A 22,040-nucleotide genomic window follows, 5' to 3' on the forward strand; every position below is an offset into this window, starting at 1 on the left:
GTCCAATGGCAGCCATTATAGCTGACAAGATTTGTATGGTATACTTGATAATATCAACTCAAGAATCAAGTTTTTGCGGTTATGGCTATCATTCGTCAATACATTGCTCCATTTATAGCGATATTAGTATTTTTGGCGGCTCTGGTAGCAGTCAGTGCTCGCATCTTTTTGCCGGCTGACATGGCTGCCCCGGCACCGATTGAGGAAGCGATCCCCCAAAAGCAAGCGGCAGTAGTGAATCCAATTTTCTTGGGGCTAAATTATTCCGCTTTGCGTGTCCGGTGAGCTGATGTCTGCTCAACTAATACCGGGCTACGAGCTCCGCTCAGGATCTGGACTCGATCGGGCAAAACTGGTAAAGTTTATGCACCGGACTTACCGAGAGCTTTACCCGGATGGGGAATTGGGACATTTGGCTCAAACTGTCGAGCAGTATTTTTCTAACCAGACGCCGGTTTGGTGGGTAGAGTGCCAGAAAAACAGCCAGGAAGAGGCAGAAATTTTGCCGGCGCTTCCCTCGCAGTATCTCAATCCTCAATCTCAAGTCCAAAATCTGACATCAGTTATCGGATGTTTGTGGTTGGGAAATGCGATCGACCAAACCACCGGAGAACGTTACGCTCACATTTTTTTGCTGTACGTAGCACCGGAACATCGCCGTTTAGGAGTCGGTGCAGCTTTAGTTATTCATGCTGAAAATTGGGCGCGGGAAAGAGGCGATCGACAAATTGGTTTGCAAGTTTTTCTGAGCAATCAACCTGCTCTGAATCTCTATCAAAAATTAGGCTATCAAAGTCATTCCCTCTCAATGCTCAAGTCTCTTTGAAAAATAAAAGGTACTGTTTGTAGTAAGGACGAAGAGTCCTAATACAGAAAGAAGCTGAAACCTTTGTGAATTTATGGGGACTTAAGTCTTGACTACGAACTTTATAGAGGACTGAAGTCCTCACTATGAACCACATGAGGACTTCAGTCCTCCCTCGGAATACTTTTATTGGTATTATCCTAGTTGCTGTTGACCGTTGTCTGAGTTGCTGAGGAGCATCCTCAGTGCGGTAAAGTTTTTTTATGCACAATAACGACTACTCCAACGCCCTTGATACTGACACGGAACTGGAAAGCCCTTTGGATCAATTTGACGAATCCGAACCCCCGCTGCCAGATCCCGAGGAAATGCTGCCTTTGCTGGAATCCTCGCAACCTCAGCACCGGATGATGGCGGCGCGGGCTTTTTGCGAACTGCAGGACGATCGAGCAATTTCGCATTTAATTAATTTGTTGAGAGACGGTTGCCCCTTGGTGCGGGTAAGCGCGGCTTATGCGTTGGGGCGAAATCCGAGTCCCGATGCTGTGGAACCGCTGATTCTGCAGCTCAACCGCGACTGGAACGGTTACGTTCGCAAAGGGGTAGTTTGGGCCCTGGGAAATTGCAGCGACCACCGCGCTTTGCCATCTTTAATTGATGCTCTGAAAACTGATATTTCGGCGGTGCGTTTGTGGGCGGCGAGTTCTCTGGGTCAAATGGCAAAAGTTGGTTACTATGTGGTGATTGCTGCGATTCCGCCGTTGATTGAAGCGCTGCGGGGAGATTCTGTATCTGCTGTGCGGAGCAACTGCGCTTGGGCGATCGGGCAACTGGCTCGCGAATTGCCGAATAATATAGTGTACGCTGGGGCGATCGACGGTTTGATAGAAGCTTTAGAAGAAGATGAAGATATGGGCGTGCGGGAAGATGCTAAATCTTCACTTTTGCGAGTTGGCGACCCGCGCGGATTGCAGATTATTGAAGATTTAGAAATGGAAGGACTTTTGTGATTTAAACGCCCCCATTACCAATTACCCATTACTAATTATGCCTTTCATTAGTGCTAAAACAGATTTTGGTTTCAAAAAAATATTTGGTTCCCCCCAGAGCAAAGACATTTTGATTAGCTTCCTCAATGCTATGCTCTATGACGCACAGCCAACCATTGAAGACTTAGAAATTATTGACCCTTACGCCGCGCCGAGCGTTACTGGATTAAAAGACACTTACCTGGATGTTAAAGCCAAAATTACAGGCAACAAAACTGTGATTATTGAAATGCAGGTAATAAATGTAGAAGCTTTTACTAAACGGGTAGTGTATAATGCCGCCAAAACCTACGCAACTCAACTCAGGCCCCGGGAAGGATACTCTAAATTAAATCCTCTGATTGCTTTAACAATTACAGATTTTATTCTGTTTGAAAATACAGAAAAATTTCTCACCCATTTTGTATTTAAAGAACTCCAAGAAAACTTCGAGTATTATAACAGAGAAATCGAATTAGTATTTGTCGAACTGCCCAAGTTTAACAAAGAACTGGAACAAGTCGAAAACCTAATTCAAAGCTGGATTTATTTTATAAAAAATGCTCCCCTATTCGATGAAATTCCGGAAAAATTTGCATCAATGCCCGAAATTCAAACAGCTTTTTCCATCGCCAGCCGAAGTAATTTAACCCTTAAGGAATTAGAGGAATTAGAAAAGCGGGAAATGTTTTTTGAAGACCAACGCGGTGCTGTTATTAAGGGGATACAAGAAGGTCGCCAAGAAGGCATAATTGAGGGGCAAACAGCATTAATCTTGCGTCAAGTCGCGCGGCGCACTGGCGAAATCCCACCAGAAACTAAAACTCGCATTCGGCAGTTATCTCTCGAACAATTAGAGGATTTAGGTGAAATCTTGTTAGATTTTACCAGTCAAGAGGATTTAATAGCTTGGTTGGAATCGGCTTCAGCATGAATTTATAACTTTTGCGCTCCTGATACTAAATCCGGCTTTAATACCCCGTTTATTATTTAGTCGGCGCAGGCGGACGAGAGTTTGTTTAGTAGCGGTTTCAACCGCCGATTTTCTAATCTAATAAGTCGGGTTCCCGGCGCACAATCATGTCATAAAGCGGTTGAAAGCTAAACCATCCCATGCGGTGAGACCCTACTTGCTGCTGTGTCAAACTCGCACATTCTGGCTTGATGAGAATTGGTTTTCCCGCAGCTTCGGCCATTAACTGCGCTTGACAAGAACGTTCCATTGCAATAAACCACCAAGCTGCTTCATCTACTGTTTGACCTACTGTTAAGAGTCCGTGATTTTGTAAGATAAGGGCTTTTTTCTCACCTAAAGTTTTGGCGATGCGTTTAGCTTCTTCGATTTCCAAAACAACTCCGGTGTAATCGTCAAATAAAGCTTGGTCTTCATAAAAAGAACAAGCATCTTGCGTCAGCGGGTCAAGCAGGCGGCCCAAACTCGACCAACTTTTGCCGTAGGGAGAATGAGCGTGCGCTGCTGCGATTACGTCGGGGCGGGCGCTGTGCACTTGGGAATGAATGGCAAAAGCTGCTTCGTTTACGGGTTTATTTCCTTCAACAACTTCGCCTTTGTGGTTGACTAAAATTAGGTCGCTGACTCGAATTAAACTAAAGTGCATTCCAAAAGAATTGACCCAGAAATGGTCTAGGTGTTCGGGGTCGCGGACGGTGATGTGTCCGGCAATTCCTTCGCTGAATCCGAAGCGGGCAAATAATCGAAGTGCGGCCGCTAAACGCTGTTTGCGGTGGCGGCGTTCTTCTTCAATTGAGTTGAATGCCGGGGGTTGAATTGTAACTTTGGGGATTTTTAATGCGACCATATATTTTATTTTGTCATGGGAAATGGGTAATTGTTAATTGTGGGGCAGGCATCTTGCCTGTCCTACTGACTGGCGACTTCACTGAGGCGCAAACCTGATATATTTTGGCAGTCAAAAGTGGCGTTGTTCCCGGGGTGGCGCTCGATTAATTCGATAATTTGTCCGGCGGGGTTTTGCAGAAACCACTGGGTTAATGAGCCGTAATCTAAGGGTCGATCGGACAGGGGTTTGAAGTTTTTATTTTGCCATATTGTAGCAGCATTCTGCACGTTTTCGACTCGAATCGCAACGTGGTGAACTGCTGCTAATCCTCTTTCTTGCTGAAAGCGGTTTTTTTGGTCGCCGGCTGCGTGGGGCGCATCTAATACTACTAAGCCGCCCGCTGGCATTAATAAGGTCATTAAATGCAGCCACAAATCGGAGGGAACGTTAATGTTTTCCGAACAAAAGTTGATCGGGAATAAGTCCGGGCCTTCGACTGTTTTGGCGCCGAAGGGGCGGAAAGATGCGGCGTAGTTTTCGAGTTCGGTTCGGGTGGGAAATGTGATGACAAAGTGGTCGATCGCAACTTGTTCGCCGTACAGGTGCGTTTCAAACGTCCAGGCTGTTAAATATTCGGGAGTGATAAATTTGGGGTTGAATTCCAGCAAGCCATTTTTTTCGATGAAAGGTGAGTCAAGATGGCTGTCAAGGTTGCGATCGAACTTTAGGGTTTGTAGATTCAAGTTTTTCATCTGTCTTCCCCGATGTTAACTCCGCAAAACTGCGAATTTTGTCTGCAAGCCGAAGTTAACGCACATTTAGTGCGCCTTAATTCAAAAATAACACAAAATTTAATACAGGCAAGCCGATCGCGCGATCGCAACTCCTAAACCTTTACACAGCAAATATTCCCCAATCTAAAATCTAAAATCTCAAATCGGATGGTTTGCCGATCGCGTTCCCGGCCAACCACGCCGTAGTCCAAGCACTTTGGAAGTTGAAACCGCCCGTCACACCGTCGATATCCAAGATTTCGCCGGCAAAGAAAAGTCCCCTACAGCGCCGGCTTTCCATTGTCTTAAAATCGACTTCTTTGAGGTTGACACCGCCGCAGGTGACGAATTCTTCTTTAAATGCGCCTTTTCCGGCAACCTGATATTCCCCTTGAACGAGTTCTTGCAGGAGGCGATCGAGGGTTTTGTTAGATAAGTCTGCCCAGCGTTTTTGCTCATCAATGCCGATCGAACTTGTCAAGCGTTCCCAGAGGCGGCGCGGCACCGGAAACGGACAACTAGAAACAATCAATCGGTGCGACAACTGCGACTTAACTGCTAGCAGTTGCTGCCGCAAAACTTCCGCATTGTACTGGGGAAGCCAATTAATCAGCACAGATGTTTTATAATGGCGATCGTGCAAAAATCTCGCACCCCAAGCCGAAAGTTTGAGTACAGCAGGCCCGCTTAAACCCCAGTGAGTAATTAGCAAAGGCCCGCTTTGTTCTAATTTAGCTCCCGGCAATTTCACCTTAGCATTAGGAACAGAAATTCCGGCTAAATCTTTGATTCTGCTGTCGGAAATATTAAAAGTAAATAGAGAAGGAACGGGCAGTTCTACAGTATTTCCTAACTCTTTTGCCCACTTATAACCCGATGGATTGCTGCCTGTAGCGAGAAGAATGCGATCGCACTTCAATTTCTCCCCGGATTTCAACTCAATTTCAAACCTAGGAAGGGTATCCCCGTGTTCACCCTCTGCGGTATTCCCTGTTAATTTCTTTACTGAAACTACTGCATCGCCGGTGCGAATTTTTACGCCTGCATCCTCAGCAGCCCGGATCAAACAGTTAACAATTGTCTCCGAATCGTCGGTGATCGGAAACATTCGCCCGTCTTCTTCTGTTTTCAACTTCACACCGTGACCGGCAAACCATTCTACAGTATCGCGGGGTTGAAATCGAGTAAAAGCACCGCGCAGAGCTTTCCCTCCTCTGGGGTAATTCTGCACTAAAACACCAGGATCAAAACAAGCGTGAGTGACGTTGCAGCGTCCGCCGCCAGAGATGCGAACTTTTGCCAGGAGTTGCCGGCCAGCTTCTAATAAAGTGACGCGGGCCTGCGGGTAGGTTTTGGCACAGGTAATTGCACTAAAAAAACCAGCAGCACCGCCGCCGATGACTGTAATTTTGAGCATTCGATCGGACAAATTTTTTCTCGCTTATTCTGGTTCAAAATCGGATTTTGCCGCCCCGCAAGTGGGACAAACCCAATCGTCGGGGATATCTTCAAAGGGTGTACCGGGAGCTATGCCTCCGTCGGGGTCGCCTACTTCTGGATCGTAGACGTAATTGCAAACTGTACAAACGTATTTTTGCATTTGCTTAACTCAATTTTATATTGCAAGCCTATAGATTGTACTTGACAACGCAACTTAGTGCAATACCACTTTCAAAAAGTAATGCGACTTTCGGCAATTCCGAAATTATTAAAAATTTAGTTTTTCAAAATTCTACAATCTAAAAGTTAATGGGAGCATCCCGATTTTGCAAGTATACAAAAGTATGATAAAAGGTGCTGCTTTTGGGAAAAGCCAACACTTAGCTTCCTCCAAAAATATGTTTGAGAGTCAATCAGCCATTTTAGAGGAACTGAAGAATAGAGTGTCTCAAGAGTTACAATAGTCAATAAATAATTTTGAGAGACTAAACATGACGCCTGACGAACAAGCACGCTTACAAGCTCATACTGCTGAAATCGCCAAAATTTTATACAGAAACACTCCCCCCGAGGCATTAGATAGCCTGGAAACAATAGAAGGGCACTTGAGAAAACAATGGATAGAGATAGTGGGACCCGAAGTTGCTTTTTTTTTATCAAAGAAACCACGGGAACAGACAAAGGACGCCCCCGAACAGTAAAAAGCTGTGTGGGTGAGTTAAAAATTACCGAAAAACAAGCAGAAAAATTAAATCTCAAAAAATCGACTCGCTTAGCCCCTTTTTTTGAGAAATGCTGTCTGCGACAAGTAGCCCTGTTATCCTATTCCAAGGCATCTCAAGAAATTGAAGTACAGACGGGAGTCAAGATAGGTCATACCAGTTTACATAGATTGGTAGAAAACCAAGAGTGGGTCGAACCAGTAGCATTCACCCCAATTAAAGAAACCAGTGTGGATGGAGGGAAAGTGCGTGTTAGAGGACCAAAAGGGGAGGGTTCTCACTGGCTGGATTACAAAGCAGTTAGTCTTCATGGCAGCTTTTATGCTGCATATTTTCTGAAAAATGAAGTATTGATTGATTATGTCAATCGTCAGCCGTTAAATTCCCTAGTGACTTGTTTGGGTGATGGACATGACGGAATTTGGAATCTGATCGGTAAATTCAATCCGGATGGTAATCGCCGAGAAATCTTAGACTGGTATCATTTAGTAGAAAATCTGTACAAAGTAGCAGGGTCTAGGAAACGGCTGTCTAAAGCCAAAGAATTGTTGTGGCAAGGCCGTATAGATGAAACCATGAAGTTGTTTGAGTTGTGCAGTAGTCGTCAGACTACTAACTTCTGTAAATATCTCACAAAACATCGGAATCGAATTGTCAACTATCAACTCTTATCCAGCCAAAATATTTGTTCTATTGGGTCGGGAGCAGTGGAATCATTAGTCAAACAGATTGATAGAAGATTGAAGATTTCCGGCGCTCAGTGGTGTCGTGAAAATATTAATCAAATGCTCAAACTTAGGTGTGCTTACTTGAATGAATTAATCTAGAATATAGACACCTTTTCTATATTTTTCTTCCCAACTCCCATACTTTAAATACTCGTCTCTCGCCAGTTCGGTTAGCCTGCGGACGACAACTTTTCCGTTCTATCATGTAGCGCAGGGCGAAAAATTTTGGCTCATATCATACTTTTAACCATTTACAAAACCGGGATGCTCCCAAAGTTAATTAAGTCTTGCACAAATCTAAAATCTAAAATCTAAAATCTAAAATAGTCAAAGCCTCCAGAACCGCAGTTCGAGAGGCTTGATTGTATTTTTTATTAGTTTGCTGCGATTGGAAGACTAGACTTTTGCTAAAGGCTTAGTCCAAACGCCGTTTTCATCTTCTTCGTACTGCTGGTGAATGGTGTTCCAAGCGGTGTGTTCCGCTTGTATCGAGTCGTTGCTTTCGTCAAATGCGGCGTTGTATGATTCCATAAAGGTTTTTTGAGCAGCTTCCGACAGGTGCGATCGCACTTCTGGAGACAAGTCTGCCGGACTATTGCAGCGACCTTTGACGGCGCGCGGCAAGGTCATCTCGCTAACTGAAACTTCTTCGCCACCTGCACTTTCTAGCAAGAGTTGAAATTCGCCCGATTTATCTGCGGGAACTTCTGCCATCACGAGAAATTCGCCTGCTTCAACGCGGGTTTGATAGATAGTTGCCTTGTCTTCCGGCATTCCCAAAGCGACCAAAGCGGAAACTAGACCCGCACCGGCCGAACCTGCGATCGCGCCACTAGCTGCACCCAACAGTACCGCACCCAGCGGGCCCGCCGATACTACTGCACCGACAAAGGGAATAAACAGCACGCCGACGCCTGTTAGCAAACCCAAGAAAGAACCGAATAAGGAACCAAAAATCGCCCCGCTTCGCAGACCGCCTAATATCACATCTTTTTTAGTAATAAAGCCGGCAATTTTAGTTTTAGATTGAAAGTTTTTTCCCATTACTGAGATGTGGTCGCGGGAAACTCCGCGATCGAGCAAGCGCCGAATTACGCCGTCTAATTGTTCTTCTTCCTTAAATACGGCTGAAACTGTTCGTTCGGCTAAATATTCCTCAGTCATCTTTCCTCCTTGATGGTTTTTCGATTAGTTGTATTGGTTTTCAGTATAGGAGGACACCGCAGGGCGATCGCATCGACCGCGAGATAGAGGTCGATTTATCGGAGATAGTTTGAGGATCTATCAAAAGAGTTAACGATTTTTTAAAGTTGCGATCGCTAATCTGTTGTAGACGGTTATTCAGCTCTGATATAAGCGCCCAAATCTTCTAGTTGATTTATCATTTCCTCTGCTGACTTAGCCACCATTAAATTCAATATTCCCCGCCAGTGAGCGCCTACTGAGTAACTTTGTCTAGGTACAACAATAATTCCTGAATGAGTTCTTTTTTGTTCGGCAAAAGTTCTGTGCAAACGGCAGAAATCTCCCATGTTAGAACTGTAAATGACGCGCCCTTGCTCAGTTGCCCAGATTAGCTGCTCCTCATCTGAAGAGCTAAGTTTGTTCGCGTCTGAGGTAGTCATCACCTCTACAGCAGAATTACGCAAAGATTCTACCAACGAAAGGTTACCAGAATCTTCATCAATATAGAGACGAATTTGACTCACGATAACTTACCTGCCATGTATTCATCTTCCCAATACTTGCACTCTTCGTAGTACGCTGCTATCTCCGCCTCAACTTCATCTTTATTAGCGTGATAATAAGCCAAGCCAGCATAAATTTGTGCTAAGGTCAAATGCGGAAATTCTTCAGCAATTTTTTCAGGAGTCATTCCTGCTTTGTAGTCAATTGCTATGCTCCGAACGGACATTCTTGTACCTGCGATGCGGGGGAGGCCACCGCAAGTTCCCGGCGTGCTGACAATTAGCGTTCCAATATCAACGGCAGTTGTCATATTTACCTCAATTGAGTTAACTTTATTTTATTGTAACGCAGCTTCATTTCTACCCGATCGCATTTATCAAGGTTAATCAATGCCACTAGCACCCCTGTTTCCTGTCGTTCATCCCATCCTCAAATCTGCTTTTCCCAGATGTCTGTGGACGGGAGATATCAACAGCCGAGAAATTGCCCTCACATTTGACGACGGCCCGCACCGCCAGCACACACCTCAAGTGTTAAAAGTTTTAGATAAATACGACATCAAAGCTAGTTTTTTCTGGCTAGGTTTTTGCGTTGACAGGCATCCAGAAACGGCTAAGGAAGTTTGCGATCGCGGACACTGGATCGGCCTCCACGGCTACCAGCATATATCGTTTGCCAAACTCAAAACTCACGAACTAAAACAAAGTTTAGAAGACACGCAAAAAGCAATTGCCAAAGCTTGCGATTTAGACCCAGAATTGATCCGGGATGTGCGGCCGCCCAACGGGATTTTTACACCGCGAACATTAGAGTTATTGCAACAGTGGGAATATCGCCCCGTAATGTGGAGTGTCGTCCCGGAAGATTGGGTGCGACCGGGGGTTAGGAAAGTTATTAGTCGGGTCGTGCAGCAAACTGAAAACGGCTCAATTATTGTACTGCACGACGGCTATTGCGGTGGCGAAGATGTTGCAGCTTCGGCTGAAAAAATAATTCCCTTGCTTTTGTATAAAGGTTACAAATTCGTGACAGTCGATCGACTTTGGCAACAGGCAAACATTCAAATAACAGGAAATTAAGTTAATGAAAAAAACACTGTTTATTACATCTCTTTGTTTGGCGAGTGCCGGATGGGCGATCGAGCTTTCTCCTGTTTCCCTCAGTGCTGAAGCTCCACTTGTAGTGCAGCAGCCAGCCCCTGGCGTATCCGCGCCTGCTCCCAACTCGAAAACCCCGCAAGTGGAACTGCTAAATCCGGGAGTGGAACCACGACAGGAACTGCGTTTGAAGCCAGCTATCGATGTCAAAGAAACAAGTGTTATGACCGTAAAAATGGATGTGGAAATATCCGCATCCGGTCGGTCTTCGCCTGAGGGTAAAATTCCAATATCGGTGATGACTTTCGAGACAAAAGTCACTAAAATTGATCCCAACGGCGATATTCACTACGAGTTTGCTTATACTAACTCAGATATCGCGGGCGATACTGGAAATATGCCGCCAGCCGCGCGAGATGCCATGCGTTCCGCACTCAAAAGCATGGTCGGAGTGAACGGATCTTTCATCATGGACAATCGCGGTTTTCATAAAGGAGGTGACATTATTTTGCCCGAAGGAGCTGACAACAACCTCAAACAAATGGTTGGACAAATGTCTAAATCTCTTGAACAACTTGCCTCGCCGCTGCCTGCAGAAGCAGTCGGAAAAGGAGCCAAATGGCGCGTTTCTTCTTCCTCTGATTTCAGTGGCTTGAATGTGAATGACATTGCTACCTATGAATTGGATAGCTGGGAAGATGGAGTTGTCTCTATGAATGTAAGTATAGAGCAGCAAGCAAACCCCCAAAATATTACCTCTCCCCTACTGCCTGCTGGAAGTACCTTAACCCTCAAATCTTTTAGTTCTCAGGGTCGGGGAAAAGTTACAGGGCGCTTGGATAAATTAATTCCTTTTCGCTCTACTGTGTCTATTAGTTCAAATAGCGAAATGAGTGCTAAAAATGCTGGCAGCTCAGAAGAATCAACAATCACAACAAAAATGGCGATGGAGATGACTTTAGAGTCGAAGTAAGCTTTATTATACCAACTCTAAAAAGTAGGGACACGGCAGTGCTGTGTCCTTAGTCGCCGGTAAAATTTTAATAAATGGTATTAAATCGGGTTAATATACCTGATATTATATAAAGTTTCCAAAAGTTTCGATCGCCAATTTGTAAGTAGAGGAGTCTGTTCTATGATTCGATCGCACAGATGGCAAGCTATCATCGCTTTAGTGGTAGCCCTGGGAATAATCATCGGAAATTTAGTGTTTCCTGGCCTGAATGTAGCGCCGGCATTTGCTCAAGCCAAATTTAAGGATGTTAACGACCATTGGGCGCAAGCTTGCATTGAGGAGTTAGCAGAGAAAAAAATTATCAGTGGCTACTACGAAGACGGCAGTTTTCGCCCGAATCGCCCTGTCAGCCGCGCTGAGTTTGCGGCGATGGTTCGGAGGGCTTTTCCCGATGCGAAAACCGTCCGCAATCCGATCGACTTTGCAGATATTCCTACAAATTACTGGGGTTTTAAAGCAATTCGAGAAGCTTATCAAACAGGTTTTATGTCTGGATACAGCGGGAGTATTTTTAACCCGACTTTGAATATTCCCCGCTGGCAGGTTTTGGTAGCTTTAAGCAGCGGCTTGAAATATACACCTGCGGGGTCGGCGGCTGAGACTTTGGATGCGACGTTTGAAGATGCGCGGGATATTCCCGAACTCGCAAGAAATGCGATCGCCGCCGCCGCAGAAAAACAACTTGTGGTGAATTATCCCGCCGTCAAACAGCTAGAACCTACACGCAATGCTACTCGCGCCGAAGTAGCAACTTTCCTCTGTCAGGCGATCGCCAAACCCGGTCAAACTGCCTTAGTTCCTGCCCAATATATCGCCCAAGTTCCGGCGAATATCGGTCCCCCGAGAACAACAGAAATCTCGGAAGCGGGGAAAGTTCGGGCGGAAGTTTCTTTCGTAAAAGAAGCAGAAAATGCTAAAAATCTCCGCATCAAAATTATCCGCGACAGTAAAACTTTATTGGAAGAACCAGTGCTGATTCCGACTCGTTCTCTAGTAGATAATCCCGACCAAAAAGCCAGCGAAGAAATATCAGAAGGACGTTTGTTATCGCTGCGAATTCGCGATTTGGACGGCGACAAGGAACCGGAAGTGCTAGCAGATTTAGTGTCAATCAAAAGCGGCGTCCGCTGCTGCAATTATTCGTTTATTTACCGCTACGATTCCGGCGCTAACAAATACACTCATATCAAACATTTCTGGGGCAATGTGAGTTACGAAATTGTCGATTTTGGCAAAAATGATATCCCAGAGTTCAAGAGTCAGGACGGGCGATTTGCGGAGGCTTTTACAAATTATGCTGATTCTCGCTTCCCGCTGCAAGTTTGGCAGTACGGCGCCGGAAAAATGCAAGATGTTAGCAAACAGTATCCGGTGGAAGTATACACGAATTCTGCTGAGCTTTGGCTGGAATCTAACAAGCGTCAGAGTGAAAATGGGGAGGTGAAGGGGGTTTTGGCGGCCTTCATGGCGAGCAAGTATGTCATGGGCCAGGAGGCGGAAGGTTGGCAGTTGTTGGAGAGGGTTTATCAAGGGCGCGATCGCACTCAATTCTTTGGGAAGTTGCGGGAGTTTTTGGTAAGTACGGGTTATGCTAGTAAGTAGATTTGCCGGGGTTTTTAACCGCAGATGAACCCGGATAAACGCTGATCGGATCTGTAGGGGCGGGTTTTACGAATAATATCTAATTTTCACTAACAATATTACTAAACCCGCCCCCATACAACAGATAACCCACGTCAATTATTCATCAAATTTATCCTCACATATTAATTTGTTTAAATAATTAAATTACTAACAACTTGTGAAGAAATACCAAAAATTGTTGCTTTTTGAAGTGCCAAGCTAAAATAAAGATAAAATCTCAGACATTTAATCAGTAAAAATGGTATACCCACCTGCACCTTGGAATCTGCAAGGTTATGCTGTTCAGACTTTACAATTGGTAGATGTGGCACGAGTGCGCCCCTTGGTTCCCTCTGAGTTAGAAATTGTCTCTTTATTGCCCGGAAAAACCCTAGGTGGCATTTATATATCCTCCTACGGGTTGGGTTCGGTAATGGAGTACAATGAGTTAATTGTAGTTAGCGCGATCGCCAATTATGCCGGAAAATGGGGCGCTTGGATTTCCCACATCTACGTAGACAATCCTAACTCCGTAGCTGGCGGGCGCGAAATTTGGGGACTTCCTAAAGAATTAGCTACATTTAGTTGGGAAGGCAGCGATTCGGTAAAGGCAGCACCCCTAGGCTACCGCGTCACAGTTCGCCAAGAAAACCGTCAACTGTGCTCTCTTAATTACAGCAAGCAAACTTTAGCCTTACCGCTGCCTTTCAGCGGAAAGGTTTTCAGCGCGAACCGCAGCAATTTGCTGTTGTTTAAAGGAGAACTTAAATCTAGAATCGGCTTGATTAGAGGCCAGTTAGAAGTGGCAGAAGAAAGTCCTTTTGCCAGTGTAAACTTAGGTCAGCCTTTGCTAACTTTTGGCTGCGAAGATATGCGTTTTACCGCAGGTGTGCCGCAAATAGTGGGGAACAGAGCTGCTGAATTCAGTTATTAGCGGTAAAATTTGCGTACATTATAGGAGGAAACTTCAAATGAGCGATATTGGTTTTACCCACATTGCACTTTCTGTTAGCGATGTAGACAAAAGCATCTCGTTTTACGCGAAGTACGCTGGCCTCAAAGTGGTTCACCGCCGTGTAGATCCAATTAAATCATTAGATGTTGCTTGGATTTGTGATTTAATTCGACCGTTCGTCATTGTGCTAATTAAAGCACCATTAGTGGATGGCAAACTTTTACCACATTCCCATCTCGGCGTCGCCTGCGAAACTCGTGAAAAAGTCGATCGCCTTTGCAGTGAAGCTGAGTCAGAAGGGCTTTTATTGAACGGCCCTAATGACTCGGAACCTCCTGTCGGTTACTGGGCTTATCTCCGAGACCCGGACGGTCATACGCTGGAAATTTCCTACGGTCAGGAAGTTAGCTCCCTGTTAGAAAAGTTATTAGCGCAGCCAAAGTTATGAGGTCAATCGATTTTAGATTTTAGATTTTAGATTTTAGATTAAAGAATTGAAGCATTGACCCCACGGATAAATTCGGGGGCTCCTTTATCGGATACAGGTTTTTTATTTCTGGACGGATGAATCCGGGGGCTTGTATCCTGGATGCTTTCGGTCAGGAATTAAGTTTTATAGAGATGCTTTGCAACGCTTGTGAATGACAGCATTATGTTGAAATGCGTCCAGGACTGCTAAATTGAGCAACCCCAGCTAATTTAATCATAAATTAACCGGGGTTGCGGGCAATTAATTCGGTGAGTAATTACTAATCTTTTTAAATGCCAGCGCCCGGAGCGGCTTCAGCACCCATTTCTAAAATTGTACCGCGAAGGAAATCAATTTGCTGCTGGAAGTCCATGCCCTGAATCTTTCCTAGTAAAGCTTGTCCTGCTTCGGGAAGTTTATAGTCTGGAGGCACAGGAATAATAGTTCCTTCGTCCATTCCTACTGCTAGAAAATACCAAAAAGCCAGCTTGGTTTCAGGACTCATTGAGCCGTACATCCGGCTGATTTCTGTATTGGCATTTGAGGCAATGTCGCGCATTACTTGTAGTTGTTCTGGGTGGGGCAGCGGCTTGACTTGCTCAAACAAACCCTGAGCGATTTCCGCACCGGAAGCACCGGGAGCCGCTGGCGTTATTGACTTGCCCATTTCGGTGTAAACAAACCACAGCAAACCTAATTGGTCGTCTACACTCAAGCTCTTAATATCAGCTTTTCCTTGGTCGTAAGCACCGGCAGAAGTAAATGTCATTCAAGCCTCCAAAATAATATGTATTGCTCAGCTTTCTTATTTAGAAAACTTCTTTTTGCTACTTAGTTAAAGTACCTAATAAATAGTGATGCTAGAATCTTGCTTAAGGCAGATATGATCCCGGACATAAGTTCGTCGAGTAAACTCACCAAAATTTGGGAAATTTGCAACCAAAGGATGAGGCAAATTTGACAAGATTGTTGTGAGCGGTGCTCCTGTTTAGCATTGTTTAGCCGATCGACGATCGCCTATAATCGCAAAAGACCTGTATTGAGGTGGCTGTTATGTCGATCGCAACTGCAAAACGCTTCACCATAGCGGAATATCACCGCCTGACAGAACTGGGGTTTTTTGGTGAAGACGATCGAGTTGAGTTAATTAATGGAGAACTTGTGAAAATGGCAGCTAAAGGTACCGCTCACGAAACCTGTCTGAGAAGATTATTGCGGGAATTAAGCGCCATAGTAGCAGAGCGGGCAACTTTACAGTGTCAATCTCCCATCGTTTTACCGACAAACAGCGAACCTGAACCTGATTTTTCGCTCGTACAAAATCGCCCTGACGACTATCTATCCTCTCACCCCTGTCCAGGGGATATACTGTTGCTGATTGAGATTGCAGATTCTTCTTTGAGTTACGACAAACAGGTTAAGCTCCCCCTTTATGCTGAAGCCGGAATCTCTAACTATTGGATATTTAATTTATCACAAACTTGCTTGGAATGTTACAGCGAGCCCTATCAGAATGCCCCTGGCCAATTTGGTTATCGCAGGACGCTGATTTTTCTGCCCAACGAGTCTGTTAATCTGCCTTATTTTCACGACTTGGCGCTCGATTTATCGAGAGTGTTTCCGCCAACTATAGAATCCTGAAGGACTCTGATATTATTCCCAAGAAAATAGGCTGGCAAACAGCCAGCCTAGAATCAGGAGAATTTTATTTCAAACTCGTTGAAAATCTAGCTAAACAAACCCGAAATCCCGCCGACTGCTATTGCTCCAGCCAAAGCGGAAACAACCACAGAAGTCAGAGCCGTACCGAACAGCCACCAAGCTGCCGCTGCTGCCGCTTCGCGCGCATCTTCTGCTTGCTGCTTGGTCTTTTTCTTGAGTTCTTTGATGCGTTTTTTGGCTTCAGATTGCAGGCGTTCCGATCGCAATAAAACGCTGTCCCTGGCTCCTTCCATTTGGTCAACAATTCGGTGAGCGTCAGTCTCGGATATATCGGAACGAGAACTCAGCAGGGCAACTAAAGTACCGCGATCGAACTCACCTAAACGCTCTTTAATCGCGTCAAATCCGGCCTGCGGGTCGTCAAATACTTTGCGCAAGTCGCGCTTGATGCCTTCGTAGTTGAGCTCTGGTCGATCGAGCGAATTGAGGTAATCCCGAATTTTCGCGAAAATACCGTCGATTGCTGACTGAAACTTGTCCTGAACCATTTGAACTTGTTCCACAATTTGGTTGCGGACAGATTCAATTTGGTCGGCAATTCTGTTAGCTTCCTCTTCCGAGATGTCTTCCCGCTGCGACAGCAATGCTACCAGAGTCGATCGATCGAAGTGCTTCAGGCGATCGCCCAAACTTTGCATCCCCATTCCCGGCTCGCTAAACAGCAACTGCAAATCGCGTTTGATGCTATCAGGATTGAGTTCTTCCTTGTCCGTATTCCGCAAGTAATTTTCCAAATTTCCTTGGAAATCCCGGACTGTTTTTTGAGCGCGAGATGCCAAGCGGCGGGGCGATTTCACGATGCTGCGAATCGAATTTTGCACGCGATCGATCGTCCGATTGATCTGTTCTTCGCTCAAATCTTCCCGCTGCGAAAGCAGCTTGACTAAAGTTTCGCGATCGACCTGAGAAAGCCTTTCCCGAAGTGCCAAAGTACCCTCTTTCGGATTTTCAAACAATTTGGTCAAATCTCGATTGATGCCTTCTGGATCGAGTTCTTCCAAGTTGGTATTCCGCAGGTATTCGCCAATTTTTGCTGTAACTTCCTCGTACTGTTGCTTAGCTCTATCTGCCACTATTTGCGGCGCGTGGATAATGTTGTCGCGCACAGATTCGATCCGGTCGATCGCCTGATTTATCTGTTCTTCGCTGAGGTCTTGGCGCTGTGACAGCAACTGCACCAGCGTATCGCGGTCGAATTGAGACAAGCGTTCTCTCAGCGCTTTAAATCCGGCTTCCGGGTCGTTTAACAGCGTTTGAAACTCGCGCTCGATCGCTTCAGGATTGAGTTCTTCCTTATTAGTATTGCGGAGATAGTCTTCTACCTTTTGCCGCAATTCTTGCGCTTTCGATTTCGCTTGCTCTTGCAATTCTTGAGCTCTAGAAATCACGCGATCGCGCGAACTTTCGAGCCGCCCGATTAACTGATCGGCTTCCTCTGGACTAAAATCTTCCCGCTGACCGAGCAACTGTACTAAAGTATCGCGGTTAAACTGGGACAGGCGATCGCGCAAAGCCTCAAAACCAGCATCCCGATCTTCCAAAAGCGCTTGGAAATCCCGTTCAATACCTTCAGGATTCAATTCTTCCTTGCCGGTCGATCGCAAATAATTCTCAATCCGGCTGCGCAAATCTTGAGACTGTTCTTCACCAGCAGCAGCTTGCACAATTTCCAACACTTCTTGTCGGACAGCTTCAAGCTGTTCGGAAATTTCCGTTACCTGTTCCGGAGCAAACCCCTCGCGGCGGCTGAGAATCCCTACAAAATAATCGGGATTAAACAGCTCTAACTGGCGCAAAACGGCCCCGGGAGAAGCTTCCGGGTCGTAAATAACATCCCTAAATTCCTGCTTGATTGTCTCCCGGTTGAGATGCCAAGGTTGGGCATTCAGCAAGTAGTTTTCCACATCAGCCTTAGCTGTATTGAAAGGCAGCGCAGGCACTTTTTCGCCCACCTTAGAAGCCAAAGATTTAGCTTGTTCCGTCCCTTTGGCTGTCAGTTGCTGCAACTGACCAGAGATTTTTTCAACATCTAAATCAGACAAATCCGTCCGCGACAAAACAGTACCCACAAGAGCTTCCACACCCAACTGCATCGCTCGCTTCATGCCGCTGCTGGATTCCGATTTGTTTTCCCTACTTTCCAGAATTTGAGACAGCTTGGCGTTTAGTTCGTCAGACTTCAGCAAATCAGGAGCCGCAAACTTGAGAAAATTAACCAACTCTAAATTTGGGTCTTTCTGCTCTTGCTGCTTGCCGAAAGTTTGCTTCCAAACGCCTTCGAGTTGGTCAGCAATTTGATTTATTTCTTCTTGAGAAAAGTCTGTGCGACTTTTAACTAAATCCACAAAAGTCTGGCGGTTAACATTCTTCAGAACGTCGCTTCCCGCAAGAGATTTGATATCTGCATCGCCCAGCAACTTTTCAAATTGACCGCGAATTTCCTTAACATCTAGTTTCGGTAACTGCAAAGAACCCACATAATCTTGCAGTGTTTCGCGAATGCTATCCGGGTCTACCGCCGAACTCAATTCGCGGCGGACAGCGGCAACAGATGCCTCTACAGTGTTGACCATTTGGTCGCTGGCCATCTTGCCGCCGATCGCTGCACCAGCAGTACCCATGACGCCTTGAACGCCTGAAAAAGCAGTTTTTATCAAGGAACCGATCATGGAACCGACGGCGCTAGAACCGAGCCACACCAGCGTTAAAAAGTACGCCGACCAAATGACAACACCAATAATTGCCGCTCCGTCTACCGAGGCAATTGAAGTTAGTTTGACTGCCAGAAAACAAGCCAAAAATAAAGCCAGGTTAACTGTGACTAAAATCCAACCGCCGACTAGACCTTCAGTCTTACGAATTTTAGTGCCTAAACTTTTGGACTCATCATCATCGTCATCGTCGGGTAAAGCCTCATCCCAATTTGAGATTTTGGCAGCGATCGAGAAATTTGTTAACAGGAATTGGAAGCCGAAAGCCATAATGACTCCGGCGATTAATGCCACGAAAAACTGCGGGCTTAAAAACATCAGCCCTCCGATATCGGGGTGGTCAAATGTCGCATCTATTTCTACTGGCATTTGGGCAATATTGAATTTGGGACTGTACTGCGACATTAATAACTCGCTTTCAAACATAAATTACCTCCTACAGTTTTATGCCTAACTCGGCATAGCGAAACTTGACCCCAAATTTATTCATAAGGGATTTTGTAATTTTTAGATTGTGGTTTGTTTGGGTCTGGCTTAATCTTACGGAAGCCTTTATTAGTGAAATTGGGATGAGTAGTAAATCAGTTCTATAGTGATCTCATCCTTGCTACTTATTATGCCTGTGGAAGCTAAAAAATAAATCCGTCTAAAGTCAGAAATTAGTTTTTATGCGACTGGTAGCAGCAGAGTTCGCATAAAAGCTGCAAGTTTGAGGCGGGGGGCGATGCCACCAATTATCTATAGTAGTAAAGTGCGAGGCACTTCACCCTACATATCGTATAGTGCGCTACCTAGTTAGGATTCTGTTTGATTTTTAGGCTCAAAACGAGCTGGTAATTCCGAGCGATCGAGCTGCACTATCGTTCGCGTGCGATCGAGGGTTTCTAACTCTAATTGCAGGCTATTCAACAAACATGATATCGAGTGCGCCGCAGCCTAGGCTAGGAATTTTTGCCGCAGCATTTTCCCTCACAGTTGCGAATGCTGCGAATACAGCCGTACTCCTCGAAACGTTGACTGTGTTTGCGAACAGTAGGATATGCCAGTAAATATAAGGGAATTCCGATTATTTTGTAAAGCAATCGACCAGCAGCATGAACAATATCCCAAATTTCGCTTGAATTAGGTTCTCGAACAAATTCTCCTATTTCATCTTTTAAGGCAAGCCACTGAGATTGCACAGTAGGAGAGTGACAATTATCAAATACTGCCATACCTTTTTCGTAGTTTTGCCAAATTTTATTCATATATTTAATCAAATCTGCCTCACGTCTGATAATATCAGAAGTTGATCTAAAATTACAATCATCCGGTATTTTAAGGAAATCAGCCATGCGACTCTCTCAAATGCTTTTTGTCACCCTGCGCGAAGACCCGGCAGAAGCAGAAATTCCCAGCCACAAACTATTACTCCGTGCCGGATACATCCGGCGCATCGGCAGCGGCCTTTACGCTTATCTACCTTTAATGTGGCGAGTTCTCAAAAAAGTATCTCAAATTGTGCGCGAAGAAATGGACGCAACCGGCGCTCAAGAATGTCTCCTCCCGCAATTGCAACCGGCCGATTTGTGGCGGGAATCCGGCCGCTGGGACACCTATACTCAAGCTGAAGGTATTATGTTTTCAATGACAGACAGGCAGCAGCGAGAATTGGGACTGGGCCCTACTCACGAAGAAGTGATTACTACAATTGCTAAAGATATGATTCGTTCTTATCGGCAATTGCCTGTACATCTATATCAAATTCAAACTAAGTTTCGCGATGAAATTCGCCCGCGTTTCGGGTTGATGCGGGGTCGCGAATTCATTATGAAAGATGGCTATTCTTTTCACACTAACGAAGAAAGCCTGAAAAAAACTTATCAGGATATGGCTCAAGCTTATAGCAATATGCTGCGCCGATCGGGCTTGCAATTCCGAGCAGTAGATGCTGATTCGGGAGCAATTGGCGGCTCTGGTTCTCAAGAGTTTATGGTGCTGGCAGAAGCTGGAGAAGATGAAGTTCTTTATACTGAAGACGGTCAGTATGCAGCTAATGTGGAAAAGGCTGTATCGATGCCTGCTGATGCCGAACCGTCGCCCTTTGCAACGTTTGAAAAGCGGGAAACACCGGGAACTGAAACAATTGATAAACTTTGCAAATTTTTGAAATGTTCTCCGACGCAAGTTGTCAAAAATGTGCTTTACCAAGCTGTTTACGACAGTGGCATCACAGTCTTGGTATTGGTAAGCATTCGCGGCGACCAAGATGTAAATCAGGTAAAGTTGCTCAATGAATTAACGAAGTTAGCGGGCAATTATCAAGCTAAAACTGTTTTATTTTTGACTGTTCCGGATGCGGAAGCTCAGCGGAAATGGGCTGCTAAATCTTTACCTCTCGGTTATATGGCTCCCGATATTGCTGATGATTATATCGCTGGGAGCAAGGAGGTAAACTCTAAGTTTTTGCGTTTAGTCGATCGCACCGCAGTTGACCTGACAAACTTTGTCACCGGTTCAAACGAATCAGGATACCACGTTGTCGGGGCTAATTGGGATAAAGAATTTCCGCTACCAGCAACGGTTGTAGGCGTCAGAACAGCCAAAAAAGGCGATCGGGCCGTGCACAACCCCGAACAAACCTTGCAAAGTGCCAGAGGCATCGAAGTCGGCCACATCTTCCAATTAGGAACCAAATACTCCCTAGCAATGGGCGCCACCTACACCAGCGAACAAGGCGAAGAAATGCCCTTTGTGATGGGCTGCTACGGTGTCGGCGTCTCGCGTCTAGCTCAATCTGCCGTAGAACAATCCTACGACAAAGACGGGATAATTTGGCCGGTGGCGATCGCCCCGTATCACGCCATTATTAGCATCCCCAATATTTCCGACGCCCAACAAGTAGAAGTCGCCGAAAAACTCTACGCTGAACTCAACCAATCTGGGATTGAAACCTTGCTAGATGACCGCGACGAACGAGCCGGAGTTAAATTTAAAGATGCTGATTTAATCGGCATTCCCTATCGGATTGTTCCCGGTCGTTCGCTGAAAGCAGGCAAAGTTGAAGTCGTGGAAAGAGCAACTCACCAATCACATGAAATTCTCATTGATGAAGTCAATTCTACTTTGAAACAGTGGATTGATGCCGCCATCAAATAAGGCTTTATAATTGGTAAGGTGCGGAGTGCATCGCCCTACATTAGCGCGCAACGTATAGGTAAGGTGCGCACTGCGCACCCTACATTAGCTTCCCTCTTCCTTCATCCTTCTGCTATGAACTTTAAAGACAAGATGTGAAATTCAGACAAACTTAAAACTCGATATAAATCTGAACCTAAATCATTTTCTTCGATTCCATGAAGTGGCGATCGCACCAATCGCCCTCGATATACAGCAGGCTATTGCCATTGGTAACAAGTTAGAAAGGAGTAGATTTTGTCAATACCTCTTGGGATAGAAATATTATGGAATAATAATGATAA

The 22,040-nt window shown here is 45.3% G+C and carries 22 protein-coding genes; 12 read left to right on the forward strand and 10 right to left on the reverse strand.

Annotation, left to right across the window (positions count from 1 at the left end; translation table 11 throughout):
• The first annotated feature begins 81 nt into the window (after positions 1-81).
• The 4 genes from QUA54_RS11330 to QUA54_RS11345 all read left to right on the forward strand — a co-directional run bounded on the left by QUA54_RS11330 (position 82) and on the right by QUA54_RS11345 (position 2,767).
• Entirely contained in the window at positions 82-285 is a 204-nt protein-coding gene (locus tag QUA54_RS11330) for a hypothetical protein (protein WP_333414712.1), read from the forward strand.
• A 4-nt stretch (positions 286-289) separates the two neighbouring features.
• Complete coding sequence (locus QUA54_RS11335; RefSeq protein ID WP_333195772.1) at positions 290-826, forward strand: GNAT family N-acetyltransferase; 537 nt, start codon at positions 290-292, stop codon at positions 824-826.
• A 242-nt stretch (positions 827-1,068) separates the two neighbouring features.
• The gene (locus tag QUA54_RS11340; protein ID WP_333414713.1) at positions 1,069-1,815 is read left to right on the forward strand and encodes a HEAT repeat domain-containing protein; all 747 of its coding nucleotides are present in this window, start codon (positions 1,069-1,071) and stop codon (positions 1,813-1,815) included.
• 37 nt (positions 1,816-1,852) lie between these two features.
• A complete protein-coding gene (locus QUA54_RS11345; protein WP_333414714.1) occupies positions 1,853-2,767 on the forward strand; it encodes an Rpn family recombination-promoting nuclease/putative transposase in 915 nt (304 codons plus the stop codon).
• Between the two features lie 112 nt (positions 2,768-2,879).
• Here the strand turns inward: QUA54_RS11345 and QUA54_RS11350 are convergent, their stop codons facing one another.
• The 4 genes from QUA54_RS11350 to rd form a co-directional block, all read right to left on the reverse strand.
• Positions 2,880-3,653: a class II aldolase/adducin family protein gene (locus tag QUA54_RS11350; RefSeq protein WP_333414715.1), complete on the reverse strand. Its 774-nt coding sequence runs from the start codon at positions 3,651-3,653 to the stop codon at positions 2,880-2,882.
• A gap of 62 nt (positions 3,654-3,715) precedes the next feature.
• Complete coding sequence (locus QUA54_RS11355; RefSeq protein WP_333414716.1) at positions 3,716-4,387, reverse strand: hypothetical protein; 672 nt, start codon at positions 4,385-4,387, stop codon at positions 3,716-3,718.
• A gap of 172 nt (positions 4,388-4,559) precedes the next feature.
• Positions 4,560-5,825 carry an NAD(P)/FAD-dependent oxidoreductase gene (locus QUA54_RS11360; RefSeq protein ID WP_333414717.1) on the reverse strand — a complete coding sequence of 422 codons (1,266 nt, stop codon included), beginning with the start codon at positions 5,823-5,825 and terminating at the stop codon, positions 4,560-4,562.
• Positions 5,826-5,849: 24 nt separating this feature from the next.
• Entirely contained in the window at positions 5,850-6,008 is a 159-nt protein-coding gene (gene rd, locus QUA54_RS11365; RefSeq protein ID WP_333091592.1) for a rubredoxin, read from the reverse strand.
• A gap of 331 nt (positions 6,009-6,339) precedes the next feature.
• Between rd and QUA54_RS11370 the strand changes: the two genes are divergently transcribed.
• Positions 6,340-7,397, forward strand: a protein-coding gene (locus tag QUA54_RS11370) for an ISKra4 family transposase (RefSeq protein ID WP_333414718.1) whose coding sequence is annotated in 2 segments (ribosomal slippage) — positions 6,340-6,496 and positions 6,496-7,397 — 1,059 coding nt in all. Because the reading frame shifts where the segments join, the coding sequence is not laid out codon by codon here.
• 297 nt (positions 7,398-7,694) lie between these two features.
• Here the strand turns inward: QUA54_RS11370 and QUA54_RS11375 are convergent.
• The 3 genes from QUA54_RS11375 to QUA54_RS11385 form a co-directional block, all read right to left on the reverse strand.
• On the reverse strand, positions 7,695-8,462 hold the full coding sequence (locus QUA54_RS11375; protein WP_333414719.1) for a ChaB family protein: 768 nt from the start codon (positions 8,460-8,462) through the stop codon (positions 7,695-7,697).
• Between the two features lie 173 nt (positions 8,463-8,635).
• The gene (locus QUA54_RS11380) at positions 8,636-9,007 is read right to left on the reverse strand and encodes a DUF5615 family PIN-like protein (RefSeq protein ID WP_333414720.1); all 372 of its coding nucleotides are present in this window, start codon (positions 9,005-9,007) and stop codon (positions 8,636-8,638) included.
• Positions 9,004-9,297, reverse strand: coding sequence for a DUF433 domain-containing protein (locus tag QUA54_RS11385; protein ID WP_333414721.1), 294 nt, complete (start codon positions 9,295-9,297; stop codon positions 9,004-9,006). Before QUA54_RS11385 ends, QUA54_RS11380 begins: the two co-directional genes overlap by 4 nt.
• Before the next feature lie 79 nt (positions 9,298-9,376).
• Here QUA54_RS11385 and QUA54_RS11390 point away from each other — a divergent pair, with 79 nt between their 5' ends.
• The 5 genes from QUA54_RS11390 (at position 9,377) to QUA54_RS11410 (ending at position 14,125) form a co-directional block, all read left to right on the forward strand.
• Complete coding sequence (locus tag QUA54_RS11390) at positions 9,377-10,066, forward strand: polysaccharide deacetylase family protein (RefSeq protein ID WP_333189536.1); 690 nt, start codon at positions 9,377-9,379, stop codon at positions 10,064-10,066.
• A 4-nt stretch (positions 10,067-10,070) separates the two neighbouring features.
• The gene (locus tag QUA54_RS11395; RefSeq protein ID WP_333414722.1) at positions 10,071-11,057 is read left to right on the forward strand and encodes a hypothetical protein; all 987 of its coding nucleotides are present in this window, start codon (positions 10,071-10,073) and stop codon (positions 11,055-11,057) included.
• Between the two features lie 162 nt (positions 11,058-11,219).
• Positions 11,220-12,701, forward strand: a complete 1,482-nt coding sequence (locus QUA54_RS11400) for an S-layer homology domain-containing protein (RefSeq protein WP_333414723.1) — start codon at positions 11,220-11,222, stop codon at positions 12,699-12,701.
• Positions 12,702-12,981: 280 nt separating this feature from the next.
• A complete protein-coding gene (locus tag QUA54_RS11405) occupies positions 12,982-13,656 on the forward strand; it encodes an acetoacetate decarboxylase family protein (protein ID WP_333414724.1) in 675 nt (224 codons plus the stop codon).
• A gap of 37 nt (positions 13,657-13,693) precedes the next feature.
• Positions 13,694-14,125: a VOC family protein gene (locus QUA54_RS11410; protein WP_333414725.1), complete on the forward strand. Its 432-nt coding sequence runs from the start codon at positions 13,694-13,696 to the stop codon at positions 14,123-14,125.
• Positions 14,126-14,435: 310 nt separating this feature from the next.
• Here the strand turns inward: QUA54_RS11410 and QUA54_RS11415 are convergent, their stop codons facing one another.
• A complete protein-coding gene (locus tag QUA54_RS11415; RefSeq protein ID WP_333195795.1) occupies positions 14,436-14,915 on the reverse strand; it encodes an orange carotenoid protein N-terminal domain-containing protein in 480 nt (159 codons plus the stop codon).
• 284 nt (positions 14,916-15,199) lie between these two features.
• Here QUA54_RS11415 and QUA54_RS11420 point away from each other — a divergent pair, with 284 nt between their 5' ends.
• Positions 15,200-15,787 carry a Uma2 family endonuclease gene (locus tag QUA54_RS11420; RefSeq protein WP_172186032.1) on the forward strand — a complete coding sequence of 196 codons (588 nt, stop codon included), beginning with the start codon at positions 15,200-15,202 and terminating at the stop codon, positions 15,785-15,787.
• An 86-nt stretch (positions 15,788-15,873) separates the two neighbouring features.
• On the opposite strand, the gene QUA54_RS11425 is transcribed toward QUA54_RS11420, so the two are convergent.
• A complete protein-coding gene (locus QUA54_RS11425; RefSeq protein ID WP_333414726.1) occupies positions 15,874-19,005 on the reverse strand; it encodes an MFS transporter in 3,132 nt (1,043 codons plus the stop codon).
• A 515-nt stretch (positions 19,006-19,520) separates the two neighbouring features.
• Positions 19,521-19,826, reverse strand: a complete 306-nt coding sequence (locus QUA54_RS11430; RefSeq protein ID WP_333414727.1) for a hypothetical protein — start codon at positions 19,824-19,826, stop codon at positions 19,521-19,523.
• 85 nt (positions 19,827-19,911) lie between these two features.
• Between QUA54_RS11430 and proS the strand changes: the two genes are divergently transcribed.
• Entirely contained in the window at positions 19,912-21,717 is a 1,806-nt protein-coding gene (proS, locus tag QUA54_RS11435; protein ID WP_333414728.1) for a proline--tRNA ligase, read from the forward strand.
• Positions 21,718-22,040: the final 323 nt, after the last annotated feature.

It is taken from the genome of Microcoleus sp. MOSTC5, assembly GCF_036701825.1.
GTDB lineage: Bacteria > Cyanobacteriota > Cyanobacteriia > Cyanobacteriales > Microcoleaceae > Microcoleus > Microcoleus asticus.

Coding starts and splice junctions, on each gene's coding strand:
- QUA54_RS11420 (WP_172186032.1), top strand. CDS start 15,200: ATGTCGATCGCAACTGCAAAACGCTTCACCATAGCGGAATATCACCGC.
- QUA54_RS11390 (WP_333189536.1), top strand. CDS start 9,377: ATGCCACTAGCACCCCTGTTTCCTGTCGTTCATCCCATCCTCAAATCT.
- QUA54_RS11345 (WP_333414714.1), top strand. CDS start 1,853: ATGCCTTTCATTAGTGCTAAAACAGATTTTGGTTTCAAAAAAATATTT.
- QUA54_RS11395 (WP_333414722.1), top strand. CDS start 10,071: ATGAAAAAAACACTGTTTATTACATCTCTTTGTTTGGCGAGTGCCGGA.
- QUA54_RS11425 (WP_333414726.1), bottom strand. CDS start 19,005: ATGTTTGAAAGCGAGTTATTAATGTCGCAGTACAGTCCCAAATTCAAT.
- QUA54_RS11340 (WP_333414713.1), top strand. CDS start 1,069: ATGCACAATAACGACTACTCCAACGCCCTTGATACTGACACGGAACTG.
- QUA54_RS11335 (WP_333195772.1), top strand. CDS start 290: ATGTCTGCTCAACTAATACCGGGCTACGAGCTCCGCTCAGGATCTGGA.
- proS (WP_333414728.1), top strand. CDS start 19,912: ATGCGACTCTCTCAAATGCTTTTTGTCACCCTGCGCGAAGACCCGGCA.
- QUA54_RS11375 (WP_333414719.1), bottom strand. CDS start 8,462: ATGACTGAGGAATATTTAGCCGAACGAACAGTTTCAGCCGTATTTAAG.
- QUA54_RS11385 (WP_333414721.1), bottom strand. CDS start 9,297: ATGACAACTGCCGTTGATATTGGAACGCTAATTGTCAGCACGCCGGGA.
- QUA54_RS11360 (WP_333414717.1), bottom strand. CDS start 5,825: ATGCTCAAAATTACAGTCATCGGCGGCGGTGCTGCTGGTTTTTTTAGT.
- QUA54_RS11415 (WP_333195795.1), bottom strand. CDS start 14,915: ATGACATTTACTTCTGCCGGTGCTTACGACCAAGGAAAAGCTGATATT.
- rd (WP_333091592.1), bottom strand. CDS start 6,008: ATGCAAAAATACGTTTGTACAGTTTGCAATTACGTCTACGATCCAGAA.
- QUA54_RS11405 (WP_333414724.1), top strand. CDS start 12,982: ATGGTATACCCACCTGCACCTTGGAATCTGCAAGGTTATGCTGTTCAG.
- QUA54_RS11355 (WP_333414716.1), bottom strand. CDS start 4,387: ATGAAAAACTTGAATCTACAAACCCTAAAGTTCGATCGCAACCTTGAC.
- QUA54_RS11350 (WP_333414715.1), bottom strand. CDS start 3,653: ATGGTCGCATTAAAAATCCCCAAAGTTACAATTCAACCCCCGGCATTC.
- QUA54_RS11410 (WP_333414725.1), top strand. CDS start 13,694: ATGAGCGATATTGGTTTTACCCACATTGCACTTTCTGTTAGCGATGTA.
- QUA54_RS11400 (WP_333414723.1), top strand. CDS start 11,220: ATGATTCGATCGCACAGATGGCAAGCTATCATCGCTTTAGTGGTAGCC.
- QUA54_RS11330 (WP_333414712.1), top strand. CDS start 82: ATGGCTATCATTCGTCAATACATTGCTCCATTTATAGCGATATTAGTA.
- QUA54_RS11430 (WP_333414727.1), bottom strand. CDS start 19,826: ATGAATAAAATTTGGCAAAACTACGAAAAAGGTATGGCAGTATTTGAT.